General features: G+C 35.6%; 12 protein-coding genes, 1 pseudogene and 1 other annotated feature. Of the genes and pseudogenes, 9 read left to right on the top strand and 4 right to left on the bottom strand.

The window, feature by feature from the left end; all coding sequences use genetic code 11:
* Nucleotides 1–183: 183 nt before the first annotated feature.
* The 5 genes and pseudogenes from ACYQ73_RS07280 to ACYQ73_RS07260 all read left to right on the top strand — a co-directional run bounded on the left by ACYQ73_RS07280 (nt 184) and on the right by ACYQ73_RS07260 (nt 7,322).
* On the top strand, nt 184–1,212 hold the full coding sequence (locus tag ACYQ73_RS07280) for a hypothetical protein (protein ID WP_460011862.1): 1,029 nt from the start codon (nt 184–186) through the stop codon (nt 1,210–1,212).
* Nucleotides 1,213–1,764: 552 nt separating this feature from the next.
* A pseudogene (locus ACYQ73_RS07275) lies at nt 1,765–2,487 on the top strand (YiiX/YebB-like N1pC/P60 family cysteine hydrolase).
* Between the two features lie 64 nt (nt 2,488–2,551).
* Nucleotides 2,552–3,754, top strand: coding sequence for a hypothetical protein (locus ACYQ73_RS07270; protein ID WP_460011861.1), 1,203 nt, complete (start codon nt 2,552–2,554; stop codon nt 3,752–3,754).
* Nucleotides 3,755–3,869: 115 nt separating this feature from the next.
* Nucleotides 3,870–4,090 (top strand) — a binding site (T-box leader).
* A 231-nt stretch (nt 4,091–4,321) separates the two neighbouring features.
* On the top strand, nt 4,322–6,001 hold the full coding sequence (argS, locus tag ACYQ73_RS07265; protein WP_460011860.1) for an arginine--tRNA ligase: 1,680 nt from the start codon (nt 4,322–4,324) through the stop codon (nt 5,999–6,001).
* A gap of 148 nt (nt 6,002–6,149) precedes the next feature.
* On the top strand, nt 6,150–7,322 hold the full coding sequence (locus ACYQ73_RS07260) for an MFS transporter (protein WP_460011859.1): 1,173 nt from the start codon (nt 6,150–6,152) through the stop codon (nt 7,320–7,322).
* Between the two features lie 116 nt (nt 7,323–7,438).
* Here ACYQ73_RS07260 and ACYQ73_RS07255 read toward each other — a convergent pair whose 3' ends face one another.
* Together ACYQ73_RS07255 and ACYQ73_RS07250 are read right to left on the bottom strand one after the other, a co-directional pair.
* Nucleotides 7,439–8,434 (bottom strand): alpha/beta fold hydrolase, encoded by a 996-nt coding sequence (locus ACYQ73_RS07255; RefSeq protein WP_460011858.1) that lies wholly within the window; start codon nt 8,432–8,434, stop codon nt 7,439–7,441.
* A 3-nt stretch (nt 8,435–8,437) separates the two neighbouring features.
* Nucleotides 8,438–8,965: a MarR family winged helix-turn-helix transcriptional regulator gene (locus tag ACYQ73_RS07250; RefSeq protein ID WP_460011857.1), complete on the bottom strand. Its 528-nt coding sequence runs from the start codon at nt 8,963–8,965 to the stop codon at nt 8,438–8,440.
* Between the two features lie 436 nt (nt 8,966–9,401).
* On the opposite strand from ACYQ73_RS07250, the gene ACYQ73_RS07245 reads away from it, so the two are divergent.
* Together ACYQ73_RS07245 and recQ are read left to right on the top strand one after the other, a co-directional pair.
* On the top strand, nt 9,402–10,562 hold the full coding sequence (locus tag ACYQ73_RS07245) for a TcaA NTF2-like domain-containing protein (protein ID WP_460011856.1): 1,161 nt from the start codon (nt 9,402–9,404) through the stop codon (nt 10,560–10,562).
* 8 nt (nt 10,563–10,570) lie between these two features.
* Nucleotides 10,571–12,346 (top strand): DNA helicase RecQ, encoded by a 1,776-nt coding sequence (gene recQ / locus ACYQ73_RS07240; RefSeq protein ID WP_460011855.1) that lies wholly within the window; start codon nt 10,571–10,573, stop codon nt 12,344–12,346.
* Nucleotides 12,347–12,416: 70 nt separating this feature from the next.
* Here recQ and ACYQ73_RS07235 read toward each other — a convergent pair whose 3' ends face one another.
* Complete coding sequence (locus ACYQ73_RS07235; RefSeq protein ID WP_460011854.1) at nt 12,417–12,764, bottom strand: VOC family protein; 348 nt, start codon at nt 12,762–12,764, stop codon at nt 12,417–12,419.
* A gap of 1,002 nt (nt 12,765–13,766) precedes the next feature.
* Nucleotides 13,767–14,675: a LysR family transcriptional regulator gene (locus tag ACYQ73_RS07230; protein WP_460011853.1), complete on the bottom strand. Its 909-nt coding sequence runs from the start codon at nt 14,673–14,675 to the stop codon at nt 13,767–13,769.
* A gap of 175 nt (nt 14,676–14,850) precedes the next feature.
* Here ACYQ73_RS07230 and ACYQ73_RS07225 point away from each other — a divergent pair, with 175 nt between their 5' ends.
* Both ACYQ73_RS07225 and ACYQ73_RS07220 read left to right on the top strand, forming a co-directional pair.
* Nucleotides 14,851–16,026, top strand: a complete 1,176-nt coding sequence (locus ACYQ73_RS07225; protein ID WP_460011852.1) for an acyl-CoA dehydrogenase family protein — start codon at nt 14,851–14,853, stop codon at nt 16,024–16,026.
* Nucleotides 16,027–16,094: 68 nt separating this feature from the next.
* Nucleotides 16,095–17,672, top strand: a complete 1,578-nt coding sequence (locus ACYQ73_RS07220) for a class I adenylate-forming enzyme family protein (protein WP_460011851.1) — start codon at nt 16,095–16,097, stop codon at nt 17,670–17,672.
* Nucleotides 17,673–17,862: the final 190 nt, after the last annotated feature.

Genomic DNA, 17,862 nt, shown 5'->3' with positions numbered 1-17,862 from the left:
TACTGGTTTTACTTTTATTATATAAAAACAGTGATATGTGTATTGTGAGTATTCGTTTGCTAAACAGGGAGTTCTAGATAGTTAGAGTGAGGGGTACTATTAATAGTAGGGAAAACTATAAAACTTTATGGGATTTATCAGAATAAATCCTTTTAATCCTATATAGTAGAAAGGGTGGGGATCTTGAAAAGATTTTTAGTTATTTTGATAATCATCGTAATGATTTGCATTGCCTTTAATAAAAAAATTTTTTCAATTGATGATCCTAATGCCTCTGAATCTAATCTTTACATCAATTTGTTTGATCCAAAAACTTTAAAATTTAACTTCTATCTTTTTGACCAGATTCAAAATAAAAGTAAATTACTCTTTAGTAAAGAAACGGCGGATTATACTGCTTTCGCTTTTTCTGAACGTACTAATAAATTGTATTTTGCTGATGGCATATCAGATCATACAATACAATTATTTGAAAATGACCTAAACACGAATCAGATGGAACAGTTAACCACTGTATTTAAGAACGTTGATTTTATCCAAATAGACAAAGACCAAAATATTATTTTGATGAGAATACTATTAAGAGATGAATTTAGAAATTTTCATATAGCTACGTACAATCTTCAAACAAAGAAAATACAAATTTGGGAAGAAGACAATAAGGACAGAAGTGTTTTAGATTTTAATTATAACCCGAATAATAATCAATTAATGGTAGTCTCTTTCTCTGAGAACGAAGATCAGAAGAAACTTACAGAGGCTAATAAAAATCAAACGAAATCACAACCGACCAAATATAGTTTAGATATATATAGTATAGAAGGTCAACCAATAAAACATATAGCCGATGTAGAGAGATTTATTAGTGGCGCATCATTGTCACCAGATGCTAGCTCAGTAATAATCAGTTATGATGAAGCTGTAGACAGTTCTATTTCGCATGTTGTAGAAATAGATATCCAATCCAACACCGTAAAGCCCTTACTAGACAGTAATGGTGTTTATTCGAAAATTCGCGCCATTAAATTCGATGAAAAAAAAGAAGGGTTTTATTTTTTATCTAGTTTTATTGATGAACAAAAGAGTTATAGTATTTTGGAAATACCTAAAGAGAGTGTACTTTTGTACTATGACATTAAGAAAAATAAGGTGCGAAATGTATGGCAGGCTGAAAGAAGTGTTATTGTTAATTATTCAGCAGAACATTTTTAATGTACAATTTACTTCTTGATAATTCCGAAAAGACTGTTGACTTTAAATGACAGCTCATATTTCAGTAAAGTTAAGTTATTTTAATAGAAAGAACCTTTACTTTTTATCTATTTCCAATTGATTCATACTTAATTATCAATGGTCATAAAATTATCTTTCAAAAGTTAAGAACCCATATTCCTTCATCTCTGATCGGATTCTACTTAATCATTGACACCATAAATTTTTTTGAGGTCACCTTTCTATTTTTGAAGGTGACCTTAAATTTTTGCTGTGGGTGAAAAGGAAAAGGCGTTAACTGGACGCCTTTTTTGTTTACACGATATCCTTATATTTCATCGTACTAATATAGGATAGGAGTTTGAAATCGTTTAAAACTTAAAACTATATAGGACGTTCTTGTTTAGTTTTCCATGTCGAAGATACTGCATCGAAAAAGTCAAGTTTAAGCGTTATCAAAATTCGTTGAAATATCAAAAAAAACTGATTTTTAAATTCAGATAGCCTATGGTATATTACTCAAAACTATAAAAAAGTAAAGGAGAGGTTTGAATGAAGAAAATTATATTATTTAGTTTATTTGCAGTGAGTTTGATAGGTTTACTTATGCCAAATGTATCTTTTGCAGAAAGTGAAGAATTGCCCTATTTAAATGAAATTTTATAGATGCAACCAGATGTCAGCGTCGAAGAATTAATTTCAGAGATTAATGTAATTGCGGAAAATACAGGGGATACAACGGAGAACGTAGCTAAACAAATTTATGATGAACTGAAGCAAAATGAATTACAAGGCTTAAAAGAAAATAGAAAAAGAGGAGGTAGCGGGGGGACTGTTTCTGTAGGAACAAGTACAAAAGGGAACTTTTTTTATACTGATTCTCAAACAGCCTATTTAAATCACGGGCATGTTGGTATGTACTATGCCAGTGATTTAATCGTTGAATCTGTACCGAATGATGGGGTTCGTACTATTCCTACTAAATTTAGACTAGTAGACAAAGGTGGGGCTTGTGTAAAATCAGTCACGACATCAACATCTAATAGAAATAATGCTGCGGATTGGGCATATAGTCGAGTAGGAAAGGATGACTATTCATATAATTTTGCTACAAATAGAACAACAAGTCATACAGGTGCCAAAAATTGTTCGAAATTAATTTGGTCAGCTTATATGTTAAATGGCAATTTAGATTTGGATAAAGATGGTGGGCTAGGCGTATATCCTAGAGATGTCCGAGATGCTAGTAAAACAAAGTTGGTTCGAAATATCTAAGTAAAAGAAAAAGCAATGAGTTATGACTATTAGCTCATTGTCTTTTTATGAATTGGAGGATGCGATGAGGAAAATATATATAAGTATTATTGGACTATTTATCCTAGTAATAGCAATATTCATATACAATCGTTATTTTCAAAGTAAGTATATTGGAGAGAAAGATATTCAGAGGGAAGGATTTTTGGCAGATAAGCAAGCCATCCTGTATTTTTCAACTACAGCGGATCAAGATATGTTTAATGGAGGCGTAAGTTTAGCCGTATTTCTTGACGATAAAGGTAAGACTAGTGCATATAAAATGAATGGTTTAGAGCTAGGTAGTATAGCGGTATCTGAAGGTAATGAAGAAGAGGTTTTGTTAGAAAGTAAAGATAAAATCAGATTAATTGGGGATAACTATCAAGAATTTGAGATGAAATATCAACATACAGGAGAAATAACAGGATATTTAAAACAGCAAAATTTATATTTTAGTATTTATAATTCGGGAATAGATACATCTACAGATGCAGGTGGCTATAATTCAAATGTAATATTCGGGAATGAGGAAGGGTTTGAAATAGGGAATATTCCATATTACATATTGACATCTGGAGTAGGGGAAAATGAAGTTTTAATATTGACAAGAGATTTAGAGAAAAATCTATATGATGTAAGAAAAGTGATTTTTGAAGAGAATAAAGTGAAAGTTGAAAATATGATTCAGCTTAAAAATGAAAAAAATATGGAATATGGTCCTTCGTCTTCCATCGTAAGTGATGAAAAATATTATTATATTGTTCTTAGTGAGGGTGATAGTGTAGATTTAAATAGCGAAAATGAGATACTTTTTCGTATAAATAGAGAAACGTTGGAACAAGAAAGGATTGTCCTAGCTACTTATAAAGATCATGATAACTTAATATCACTAATACCGTATAGTACAAATAATTCAACTTACTTATATGAAAATGAATTTTATTATATGAACGGACTAGGAGAAGTATTTACGTTAAATAAATTAACAGATGACATCGATATTAAATTTACGATTGAAAATCCTTCACAAGATGGTGTAAGGCATAATGAAGCCACTTTTTTTAAAGATGATAAACTGTATGTTGTAAGATATGATGCTAAGAAAAAGGATAAATATTATATAGAAGTGTATTCGTTGAAAAGTGGTAAAAAGGTAAGTGAAATTCAATTGGAGGGATTACATGCAATATTGACTTCGGTAAGGGGAAAGTCAATTCATTCGTATGATTTTAAGATGCTTAAATAGTGTAGAAAGATATGATGGCGAGATCAGTTACTTCCTAGCACGTTTTTTGACTGATGATTCAGAAAAGGCTGTTGACTTCGATCTGGAGTTCGTGTAGAGTATTCGGAAATTACGGATAAATTCAATGAAAAAGAGAGTAGTTTATGGAGCTACTGGAAAGCGAATTAGGGATGGTGTGAGCCTAATGCAGTAGCCATAAATGAAACGCACTTTGGAGAAGGTTCTCGAATTAGTAGTAGAGAATATCGGGGAGTCACCTCGTTAACAATGGAAAGTGGTCATATTGATATGGCAACTAGAGTGGTACCACGGGATAACTATGCTCTCGTTTCTATTTTTAGAGACGGGGGCTTTTTTTATCTTCATTCAGTAGAAGTCTCTTACTGCTAAAGCTAGAAGATGAAAAGGGGATGTGGTCCCTTTTCAGTGAATGTACAAACACCTACCGAGTGAAGACAAAGCCTCCGGCGGATGTCACGGATTTTCAAAGGAATGAATTGTGCGGGCACAATTCAAAATCCGGACGCAATTACGCCAAGGCGTAATTGATTTTAAATTGAAAGGAGAATGAACATGCATACACAAATTGCGAAAAGTATCGCTGTGGCATTAAATAATGAGTTATCTGTCAATGACATTCAAAGCTTATTAGAAAAACCGAAAAATTTGGACTTAGGGGATTTGGCATTTCCGTGCTTCACACTGGCAAAAAAATTAAGAAAATCTCCAAACAGTATCGCATCCGACATAAAAAACAATGTAAGCTGTGATTTCATACAAGAGGTTCAAGTAGTAGGTGGGTATGTCAATATATTTTACCATCAACCGACGATTACACATCAAGTGCTTAGCCGAATAGTAAAAGAAGAAAATTTGTACGGGACTCAGCAGAAATCGAAGGGGAATGTAGTGTTGGATTTTTCTTCACCTAATATAGCAAAGCCTTTTTCCATGGGTCATTTACGTTCTACTGTGATTGGCAATGCATTGGCCAACATTGCCGAGAAAAACGGCTATCAAGCAATTCGCATTAATCATTTAGGAGATTGGGGAACACAGTTTGGTAAGTTAATCGTGTCCTATCGAAAATGGGGAGATCAAAAAACAATTGAAGCTGCCCCAATCGAGGAACTGTTAAAAATTTATGTGAAGTTCCATGAAGAAGCGGAGCAGGATGAAACACTCAACGAACAGGCACGTACAGCGTTTAAAGCATTGGAAGATGGGGATCAAGAGGCTTTAGCTTTATGGCAATGGTTTAGAGATGCATCACTCGAAGAATTCAAAATCATTTATCAACTACTAGGAATTAACTTTGATTCTTTCGCTGGGGAAGCATTCTACAATGACAAAATGACTGCTGTTGTTAAAGAGTTGGTGGAAAAAGACCTGCTTGTGAAATCGGAGGGTGCTTATGTCGTTGAAATAGATAATATGCCACCTTGCTTAATAACTAAAACAGATGGTGCTACGCTCTATGCTACACGTGATTTAGCAGCTGCTTTTTATCGTAAACAACAATATGACCCTAAAAAATCATTTTATGTTGTAGGAAATGAACAATCGCTTCATTTTCACCAACTATTTAAAGTCATTGAAAAGATGGGGTATGATTGGACAAAAGACTTACAGCATGTACCTTTTGGGATGATTCTAAAAGAGGGTAAAAAAATGTCGACGCGTAAAGGAAAGATCGTTTTGTTAGCAGATGTACTTACAGAAGCGATTGCTACGGCGAAGCGAAATATCGAGGGAAAAAATCCGAATCTAGTGGATAAAGAGAACATTGCACGTCAGGTTGGTGTAGGAGCGGTTATTTTTAACGATTTAAAAAATAATCGTCTTCATGATATTGAGTTTTCGATTGAGCACATGATGCATTTTGAAGGTGAAACAGGGCCATATATTCAATATACGTATGCTCGTATCTCATCTCTTTTGGAAAAAGCAAATGAACAAAGTTACGAATTATCGTTTGAAGCATTAGGGGAGCATGCGTGGCCAGTCGTTTTATTACTAGAACAGTTTCCGAAAGTAATTGCCAAGGCTTTTGAGCAAGCAGATCCATCACAAATTGCTAAATATGCATGGCAATTAGCGCGTGTATTTAATAAATATTATGCTCAAAATAAAATATTGGTCGATGACAACCAGAGAACATTACGATTAGCATTTTGTCATTGTGTAGCCATTGTTTTAAAAGAATCGTTAGCCTTATTGGGAATGGCTGCGCCTAAAAAAATGTAAGTGTATAAGCCGCATCTTTTCATCATTAATTGCCATGAAATTGACCGATACTAGAAAAAATGGTAAAAGGGAATAGTGAGAATTCTGAGATCTGACAAATTTAGTTGAATTTTTAACCGTAAAAATAGAGAGAAGGTTTTTAGAAAGTATGGAGAAAAAGCAATGGCGTGTTTCCATGGTACTTGTGGCTGTTAGTATTTTCTTCGTTGCACTCAATATGCGCCCAGCAGTCACAGGAATAGGACCACTATTTAATGTACTTTTGGAATCACTCCATATATCAAATACAAAAATGAGTTTTTTAACTTCTATTCCGGTGTTTTGTATGGGTCTCTTTGCACCATTCGCAGTACCATTACAAAGAAAACTCGGAACAAAAACTGCAATTACGCTCTTAATTATGATCCTGGCATTAGCAAATGGGCTACGCTTTTTAAAAGAAAGTTATGTACTACTTGTCGTCACAAGCTTTGCTGCAGGATTTGCCATTGCACTTATTGGACCTATATTAAATGCCTATATAAAGAAAAAATTCCCGAACCGTTTTACAACCGTTGTAGGTATTTATTCATTTGGAATAGGAACAGGGGCAACATTGAGTGCAGCGCTAACCATAACATTTTATAATCATTTTCAGGAGAGCTGGACGATGGCGCTTGGCAGCTGGGCAATACTTGCTATCATTGCTCTTTGTATATGGTTACTAGCAATACAAAATGAAGAGCTGCCAGAGAAAGGTGTATTGACAGAAAATGCAGCACGAAATCCTTGGAAAAATGCTCGTGCTTGGACCATTTTAATTTACTTTGGCATACAAACATCTTTGTTCTTTTCAATAATGTCATGGCTAGTACCGATAGTACAGGCTAAGGGCTTCTCTCTTGGGGCTGCAAGCTCTATGCTAACTTTTATGTCTATTGTACAGATGATTGGAAATATTTTAGTTCCTATACTAATGGAAAAATGGTCCAGTCGAATCGCTTGGCTCTTTTCTTTAGGGTTCTTTGGCGTGATCGGCTTTGTGTTGCTATGGTTAGGCTCAGGGACTTTATTATGGATTGCGGTATTCATAATAGGGATCGTATTAAGTGGCTTATTTCCAATTGGTTTATTGTTACCATTGGATGAGGCAAGAAATGACGAGGAGGCAAATAGCTGGTCATCTATGGTGCTTTCAGGTGGCTTTATGATAAGCTCCATCATCCCAATACTGATCGGCTACTGCTATGATGTGACTGGAAACCATACATTTACTTATTTGATTTTTATCATATTAATGATTGGCATTATAGCTACTACACTTATGTTGAAGAAAAAATAATGTTGAGGCATGCGCGAATATACGGCATGTCTTTTTTTAAAGCTACACCTATAAGATATGAAGAAAGCCGATTTCACCTTGTTTATTAAAAAATCGGCTTTGAGTTCTCATTTTTATTATGAGCTTTTATAAGATCTAGACGCCTCCATACAATGTTCATTGTTATATATCTGAAATAATGTATCTGAGAACAAGTTCGTTTCGTCTGTCATGATTCTATGTCCGGCATTTGGAATGATAAATAATTTTTTATGGGGAGCATTAATTTTAGTAAAGTATTCTTCTGCAATAATGGAGGGAGCCTGCCAGTCATTTTCACCTAAAATATAATAAATGGGAACTTTATAATCTGAGGATTCTGTCGTCAGGTCAAAGTCTTCTAAAAATTCATGGACCTTGCTATTTGCTTTCAGTCCTTTTGAAAATGCGAGAAGATCTGATAATTTAAAAATAGGACTTTTAAATGCTGATATAAATACAGGAAGATCACTCTTCGCAGCTAAACCATATTTCCCTTGAAGTTTTCGGATTTTCATACATTTCTTTAAAAACTCTCGATCAAACTTTATTTTTTCTCCAGGATAAGTTCCTATAGCTTCTAGCTTTTTTAGAGCTTTTTTATCATTAGCCTTTACTATTTGTTCCTTCATTTTTTCATAAGCAACACGCTCATTTTCAAGAAAGGAGACAACTTGTGCCACGCCGATATAATAAGCAATGTCTACAGGATATTTCTTAATAAATATACTTCCTAAAATAGTGCCCCAAGACCTTCCGAGTAAAACGATCTTTTCCTTTTTATATTTCTGCTTTAAATATTGAATAATTCCATATAAATCTTCTAGCATGACATCAATTGTAGGATATTTATCGGGGTTTTTAGTAAGTGTTTTTCCAGCACCACGCTGATCCCAATGAACAATCGTAAAAGTTTCTTCTAATTTTTCTTGAAAAGCATGAGCAAAAAGGGATTCAACACTACCAGGACCACCATGTAAATAAAGTAATACTGGGTTATCATAATTAGTACCTGAATGAAATAAATAATGATTTACACCGTTAACCGAGACAAATTCTTCAATATTAATTAATTTCTCGGATCTATCTTTCATTTCTCATTCTCCCTCTATATGATTTCTTCGTCTTTCAAATTCCTTTAAAACCTTCAGCTGAACGTCATTTTGATTTTCATCCATTGTCAAGTTACTGTGCTCTTCAAAACCATCCTGTTCTTCACCATCAAAACTATATAACTTCTTTAATAGACCCCACATTGTCTCTAGTTCATTAGTAGAAAAATTTTTAAAAAGATCCGCTAAAAAATAAGTTCCTTTTTCTCCTGCCTCTAATGCAACTTGTTTACCAAACTCAGTAATTGTAGTGTTGACCGCACGTTTATCATGCTGACTAGGGGCAATTTCAACATATCCTTTGTTTTTCATAGTAGTGACTAGTTGTTTTACATTCTGTTTAGTCGTTCCTAGTTTTCTTGCGATATTGTTGAACGATGTTTGATCTTCAGGTAAATGAGCAATAGCTAAAATAACCATAAATTGTCTAGATGTTAATTTTTCTATATATTGATCGGATTGTACTTGAATTTTATTGCCAACAGAAAAAAGGGCTGAATATATTTGTTGCATTAGAAATAAGTCTTTGTTCATAAAGATGTCCTTTCTTTTAGACAATACATTGTCTAAAATCATCGTAACAAAATGGACAATGTATTGTCTATAAAATTAATGAACGAGAAGACTTCTTTTTTAAATAACATTTTAACCGCAAATTATAAGCCATTTTTCATAGCAAACCTAAAAAAGAGCCGTTTTTTATAGGTATAACGAATTGAGTAAAAGGCGAGGGCAATATTTTTATAACACCAAACCTTAGATAATATTATTATGTAAACTTGAAACGTATAGTAACCTTGTTTATGATAGTAAAGAAAGATGTTTATCTTGCATTCAGCATTGGTGATAAGATAAATGTGGGGTGAGGTTACTTTTTGGCGGGTATACAAATTTCCGCTGAGATAGCGGAACTCATGCCATGAACTTCACATCTTGTGTGAATGCTTGAGTGACCAACATCGTGCCTTATGCAGAGGCAGATTTGATAGAAAGTTTTGGTGAACGTATGCGGAAAGAGATGCTCATTCTTGGAGCAACAGCTTTATTATTAACGGGCTGTGGAAATGAAACATTGGCAGAGGTGTTTCATACTAAAAAGTCCGATGTGAAATCGGAAAAAACTGTGACGAAGCAGCAAGAAAAAATTGTACCGGAAGTGAAAGTAGTTGGGGAGAACGGAATCGGTGCAGGAGTCATTATTAAAAAAGAAGACGCTAAACTTTATATTTTGACAAATGGTGCGCTCGTAGCTTCAAAGCCAGCTGCGCTCGTACAATTTAATAATGATAAACTTATGGAAGCCGATGTGCACTATATATCTACAGCATATAATTTAGCCATTTTAGAAGTACCATATAACGCATCGGTTAAGATGCCGACCATCTATAACGGTGAATTAAATCAGTTAGCTGTTTATGTCGATAGCTTACCGCACATCATAAAAAAATATAGTGACAACGTAGCAGCTTATTACATAGATGCAGAAGAAAATACACTTATAGGGAGCCCGGTTCTAGAAGCAGAGAATGGTGAACTTGTGGGCATCTATTTTAAACGCAAGCAAAACGGTGTTTCACAGCCGTTTATATTGCCATATAAAGATATTGAACAGTTATTAGATGAACGGATCTCAGGTAATATGAAGACAAATGATCGACTAACTCAATCCAAAAACTTATATCCATATATTGAACAAGGCGATAAAGAAGCAGTCAAGCGAGCTATTGATCAATACGGAAAGAATATTTTTGCTTATAATGCCGATGAAATAAAGCTGTTTCTAGATACATTTCATAAGCATTTAAAAGGAGCTGTTGAGATTCAAGATGCTAGTGTCATGAAACCTTTCGTAGGTACTGACGATGTACAAGGCACATTGGATAACATGGTTGCCTACTATGCCTCGAAGCAAGCGAAAATTCATTTTACCAATACGTTGATTAAAGACATCAGCATGAAAGGACAAAATATTGTTGTGCGTGCTAAATCAGAATATGTACTAACAAATTCTGCTGGTCAAGAGGCACTTGCGAACTCTATGATGGTATATGAAATAAATAAAAATGAACAAGGCGAGTATAAACTAATTCGCCTAACAACAGAGGAGTGAAAAGTTGGATGGAGCAAGCAAGACAAATGCTACAACATCATTTTGGCTATGATTCATTTCGCAATGGACAAGAACCAATTATTGAACAAACATTACGAGGTCAATCAAGTCTTTGTGTGATGCCAACTGGCGGAGGTAAATCAATTTGCTATCAAATTCCGGCACTCATGCTAGATGGCCTCACAGTCGTCGTATCTCCTTTAATTTCTCTTATGCAAGATCAGGTAGAAGCATTACGTGCTGCAAATATTCCGGCAGCATATATAAATAGTACTTTAACCGTGCAAGAAGTGAATGAAACGATGCAGCTAGCGAGTGCAGGTTATTTAAAGCTTCTTTATATAGCGCCTGAGCGATTAGAGAGTGCAACATTTTTACAGGTACTATCGAATTTATCAGTACCTTTACTTGCTGTAGATGAAGCACACTGTATTTCCCAGTGGGGGCATGATTTTAGACCAAGTTACCGAGCAATCCAAAAATTATTTACATTGTGGCCGCAAAAGCCAACTGTCTTGGCGCTTACAGCAACAGCTACTCCAGCTGTTTGTGATGATATTAGACAATTATTAGATATTGATGAGCAATCAACTGTAATTACCGGCTTTTCGCGCGATAATTTAGCATTCTCTGTGTTAATCGGTGAACACAAAGAGCGCTACATTAAAAATTATTTAATGAAAAATAAAAATGAAGCGGGCATTATTTATGCAGCTACACGAAAGGCTGTAGATGCAATCTATGAGCTTTTAAGTCGCTCGGGCGAAGCTGTGGCGAAATACCATGCTGGTCTGTCAGAGGACATGCGTATGTCTGAGCAGGAACGTTTTTTAAAAGACGAAGCACGCATAATGGTAGCTACCAATGCATTTGGAATGGGGATTGATAAGAGTAATGTACGCTTTGTTATTCATTATCAAATGCCGCGCAATATGGAGAGTTATTATCAGGAAGCGGGACGTGCAGGACGGGACGGCTTGCCAAGTGCCTGTATTTTGCTGTATGCATCAGGTGATGTTCAAACACAGCGCTTTTTAATTGAACAAACACAGGATGAAACACGCATTTCACAGGAATTAGCCAAGCTGCAAACGATGGTTGATTATTGTCATACAGAAGGTTGCTTACAAAATGCGATCTTAACGTATTTTGACGACGAGGCAGGGGCTCCTTGTAGTCGTTGTAGTAATTGTAATGATGGACGGGAAGTCAAAGATGTGACGGTAGATGCACAAAAGGTGTTAGCTTGTGTTGTAAGGATGGGGCAAAAATTTGGTAAGACAATGGTGGCCCAAGTGTTAATTGGCTCCAAAAACCAAAAGGTCTCGGAATTTGGCTTTGCAAGGCTGTCTACCTATGGAATATTAAAAGGACAATATTCCTCAAAGGATGTCTCAACCTTTATTGAGTTTTTAATTGCTGAGGGCGTTCTTGCCGTTAAACATGGCACGTTTCCAACCATTTATGTATCAGAAGAAGGCAAAGAAGTTCTACTGGGGAATCGACAGGTCATGCGAAAAGAAGCTGTTACTGTGCGTAAGCTTGTAGATAATGATCCGCTATTTGAGCATTTACGATTACTGCGTAAAGAGATTGCAGATGAGGAAAAGGTACCACCATTTGTAGTGTTCTCTGATAAAACATTGCGTGATTTATGTGATAAAAAGCCGACAGAGCTAGAAGACTTACGTCATGTAAGTGGGATTGGTGAAGTGAAATTCGAAAAATACGGTGAGCGTTTCTTCGATGCTCTTCAGTCTTTTTTGAAAACAACATCAAACTAAAGAAAAAAGGGAAGTGCTTAATTCAAAAGAATTAGGCACTTCCTTTATATTTGCAACGTATTACAACCCGCTATTTCTCCCACAGCTCGATCAGTCGACCATCAGGATCTTCAATGCAAATAAACTTTCCAAATTCACTAATCTCTTGTTCCTTGGCAAGAGGTACACCAATTTGTTCAAGATGCTTAATCATCTCGTTTAGATCATGTACTTGGAAATTTAACATCACTTGTTGTTCTGTTGGAAAATAACTGTCATCTTCAGTAAAGAAAGAAAAAATCGTCTCATTGCCTAATTGGGGTTTAATTATAGTCCCATTCCAATCTTCTATTTCAACCTTCAACACTTTGCTATACCATTTTTTAATAACATCAAGATTGTTAGTTCTCCAAAATATTCCTCCGAAACCTTTAATCATCGTAGCAAACTCCTGTCTGTCTTTTAATTTTAGTTTTTCGATTTATTGTTAAGGCTCTTCAAGTATAATTTTAGCATAAATATCCATTGAAAAATTACCTTAATGAGCTCAGTACCAAAACAAAAAAATAACCCGGAATTAAAAAATCCCGGGCTTGATCCTCACTTACTTATAGTGCTCCATGACACACTGCCTCGCTTCCGCATTGATCTTAAATTTTTAAGACAACTGTGCTTTAGCTTCATTCAGCTTTGATGGTCCTTCTGAGTTACCGGTCAGCCCCACTCATCGGGTTAACCCTCCTTGTCATTGGATTTGAAGTGAAATCTTTAATAGTATAGATCGTTCATTCTTTTTTATACACGTTAATTAAAAAAGAATCCCTCAAAGAATAACTAAAGAAGTGATTTAATAAAATTTTATTTCAAACAATTAAGCTTTTTCAAAGCTATAGTACCAAAACAAAAAACCCGGGATTTTATTCCCGGGCCTGATTCTCACTTACTTATAGTGCTCCATGACACACTGCCTCGCTTCCGCATTGATCTTAAATTTTAAGACAACTGTGCTTTAGCTTCATTCAGCTTTGATGGTCCTTCTGAGTTACCGGTCAGCCCCACTCATCGGGTTAACCCTCCTTGTCATTGGATTTGGAAGTGAAATCTTTTATAGTATAGACCGCTTATTATTTTTTATACATTTTTTTTAAAAAAGTTTCGACTTAAAAAAGATAAAAAAAGCGACATTTAATTAAATGCTTCAAAATAGCAAAAAGCCTATGGTTATATAAATGACTTATTTTTTAAAACTAATGATTATTCGAATAAGAAAATAAAAAAATCGAATCCATGGCGGGGGAAAGTCAACATTTTAGAATAAAATCTTTACTTTCTTAAATTGCAATCTTAAGTCCATTAATCGGTATAGAGCTGTTTTTTCGTCTTTGTGAAACTGTCCATAAAAAAATGCGGTTTTAATATCATTAAATTATTTTGTAATACGTTATTCTAACTTGGAAATATTAAATTTGAGGTATTTTAAAAATTCTCGAGCTGCCAAAGAAAAATGCTTTTTCTTTGATCGTACCCATCCGAAAGATCGTTGATGAGATTCGAAATTTATTAATGGAATCGGAATAATATCTCCACTATTAACATAATGATCATCTTTTAGTGCTATATCCATCAAAAAGCTTATCGCTAAACCATCTGCAACTGCTTTTTTAATGACTTCGGTATTGTTAGAGGTAAATAAAATATTCATTGGTCCGTATTTATTCATAAATAAAGAAATGGAATCTTTCCATATTACCCCATCATACATCACTATTGTTTCATTTATTAACTCCTCAGGCGTTATATAATCACTGAATGCGAATGGAGAGTGTTTGCTGACACATACCATGATTTTTCCCTCTAATAAGGCTTCGAAAATCAACTCTTCATGTGCATTCCAATCGATTTCATCGAGCATAGCTAATCCAATATCAATCCTTCCTTGGATAACATCTTCAATAATATTCGGTGACTTTTTTTCTGTCATAAGAATGCGAAAGGTAGGATAGTCTTTTTTAAAGTTTGTTAACGTGCCAAGTAAAATTGGTAGGAAAAAGCTTGGGCTTGCCGATAAATTTAATTCTCCGTTTATTAATGAGGCTTGCTCGTGCGCTTCTTCTTGTATTTCTTCAAGTTTAATGACAATTTCATACGCTTTTTTAAGAATGTTTTTACCCTCTGCTGTCGGCAGGGCTCCTAACCGTGAACGTGTAAACAATTGAATGCTTAATTCTTGCTCTAAACTGGTAATTGCCTTACTAATGGTAGATTGAGAAACATGAAGATTCTGGGCAGCGACGGAAATCGAACGTGTTTTAGCTACTTCAACAATATATTTTAATTGCTCTAAATGCACAATGTTACCTCCTCTTTATATGAATTTGGTTCAAGTTTATATGATATATTACCATTTTACTTTACTCGTAGCCATATATAAAATAACCATTAAGAATATTATAACTATTCTGAAAATCAAATAAGTGAAACCGCTTTCTTATTTAGGAAGAATGTGTTTTGGAAAGGAGTAAAGTATGCATGGAACAGTACAAATCGAGAATATTCAACATTTAAAAGAGAGGTTACTTGAGTTCATTTACAACGAGTTGTTACCGTTTGAAAGTGAACATGAAATTGATTCAGAACAAGAGATTCCAATGGAACACATTAAATGGGTCAGAAAACGATCAAAGGAGCTCGGGTTTTATGGCATCAACCTTCCAAAGGAGGTAGGGGGACAGTCACTTTGCCTAAAAGGGCTATGTATCTTAAAAGAAGAACTGGCAAAATCAGGGGCGGTTTTATGGGGGCATGTTTTAGGTGAAATAGGCGGACCTTTACGCATTGGTCAGATGTTAAAAATATTTACTCCGGATCAAATAGCAAAATATGTAATGCCAGTGATTAATGCTGATGCGGGATGTTGTTTTGCACTATCAGAACCTGGGGCAGGATCCGACGCCCGTGCTATTCAAACCACGGCAGTACGCGAAGGTGATAACTATATATTACATGGTAAAAAGCATTTTATTAGCGCTGCTCCATATGCAGATTGGGCTATTGTATTGGCGAAGGAAGTTGTGGAGCCAGCTAGTGAAAGAGTAACTGCTTTTATTGTAGAGAAACAATTAGAGGGTAGACCAGGTTTTGAATTAGGAAACATTCAGGTTCCAATTTCCGGAGAACGGAGCACAGCTGAGCTAATCTTTAATCATTGCCGAGTGCCATCTGCCAATATTCTCGGTCAACCAGGCAAGGAGTTGATGTTGGGACTTAGCAGAATAAATGAAAATCGGGCTTCTTGGGGCGCTACATACATTGGGGTAGCACAACGTTTATTAGACTTATCTATCGATCATGCTAAGCAGCGGATCCAGTTCGGACGACCAATAGGAGATTTTCAAGCCATTCAACACATGTTAGCGGAGATGGCGACTGAAATATACGCGGCACGTTGCATGCTCTACGATGTGATTGAAAAGATTGACCACGGTGAAAATCTAAGAGAAAGTGCATCGATGGCTAAGTTGTATTCATCTGAGGTTGCTAATCGAGTTGCCGACAATGCAGTTCAAATCTTTGGAGGACAAGGGTTAATGAAGGGGCACCCTGTTGAGAAAATGTACAGGAACGTACGGATGTTTAGGATTTTGACTGGTACATCTGAAATTCAGAAAAACATGATTGCTAAGGAATTACTGAATAAATAAAAGAAAAAGAATAATTCATTCTATTATAAAATCGAGATTTTATATTTTACTAGAGAAAGGAATTTTTCATGGATACATTAACTTTTCAGGCTTTTCTATTCAATAGTATAAATAAATTTGATTACCAGCCAGCACTTACTTGTGTTGATACAAATGAAACGATCACTTACAGGGAATTACGTGTTAAAGCTGAGGCGGTAGCAAGCCAGTTAATACGACTAGGCATACAAACCGGAAGGCGTGTTGCGATAATAATTCCGAATAGTATTGAAAATGTCGTTTATAATCTTGGTGTAAGTCGTTGTGGGGCAACCGTCGTCCCATTAAATGATAAGTTGGGCGTTAAAGAGATTGAGTTTATCTTAAGAGATGCAGAACCCCAAGTGGTCATTATGGCAACTCAGAAACATGTAGAAAGTGTCCTTAACTATCAAATAGAGGAAGGTCAAAGCAATGTAACGGTTATTGGTCTGCCAGGCTTTGGTGTCGAATACCCAGAAGAATTTTATTGTCTTGATTTAGATGACAATAAAGGCAGCGTAGCGTTCCCTGTTGCCTCATTAGGTGATTTGGCAATCATATCTTACACCGGTGGTACAACAGGGACGCCAAAAGGGGTCATGCACTCTCAACGGGGGTTTGGTGCATCACTCATGGCTTCATGTATGGAATATCCTTACGATGATCAAGACAAGGTTTTGTTCTGTACACCCATTATTCATGCTGCAGGAGTGTTACTACAAAGGTCATTAGCATCTGGATGTCATGTATATATCATGAAGGCATTTAATCCAGAAGTATTTATGCAGATTGTACAAACAGAACGGATTACAAGTACTTTTGTGGTTCCAACTATTATTTACCGATTGATAGATGAGGCCAAGCGAAGAGGCTATGACGTTAGCTCATTACGTAATATAAATTATGGTTCATCGCCCATCTCTTCAGAACGTCTAAAAGAAGCGCTTGAAATCTTTGGACCTATTTTTAGACAGCAGTATGGGATGACTGAATGCAGTATTGTCATTGCGAGACTTACAAAAAGCGATCATCTCTTTGCGTATGAGAATAATCTTGATGTGTTAAAGAGCTGCGGAAAACCGTGTATGTTCACTCAAATTCGCTTGGTTGACGATAATGGACGAGATGTGAAACCATTACAACCGGGGGAGATTACTGTCAAAACCCCTTCAGTTTCCGTTGGTTATTACAAAAGACCAGACCTGACAGCAGAGGCATATCGGGATGGCTGGTTCTTTACGGGGGATATTGGGAAACTGGATGAACACGGATATCTTCATATTGTCGAACGTAAAAAGGATTTGATCATTTCTGGCGGTTTTAATGTATACCCTGCTGAAGTAGAAAGGATCGTGAATCAGCATCCTAAGGTTGCGATAAGTGCTTGTATAGGAATACCGCATAACGATTGGGGTGAAGCGGTCTGTATATTTGTTGTACTGCGTAAGGGTGGAACTTGTATGAAGGAAGAATTAATCGAGTTTTGTAAAGAACGTACTTCTTCTTATATGGTTCCAAAAGAGGTCTTTTTTGAGACGTCATTACCGTTAACAATGGTAGGGAAGATTGATAAGAAAGAACTAAGAAAACCTTTCTGGGAAGGAACCGCACGTTTGGTAAATTAGAAAAATGCAAAATGGAAGCAGTTATACCGATAATAGCTCTTACTAGAATTCATTCATTTGGTGTTTTTTGTGAAATCGAGAATGCAATGGAGTCATTTATAAATTTTAAAATTTTTTTTAGTATGCTGGTGATTACGATCATTAAAGGAATTTCGCAAAGGGTACGAATCATATAGCGATACTTCAAAAG

Source organism: Lysinibacillus sp. CTST325 (assembly GCF_054665055.1).
The sequence above is the reverse complement of the archived record's forward strand: the minus strand, read 5'-3'. Positions and strand labels throughout refer to the sequence as shown.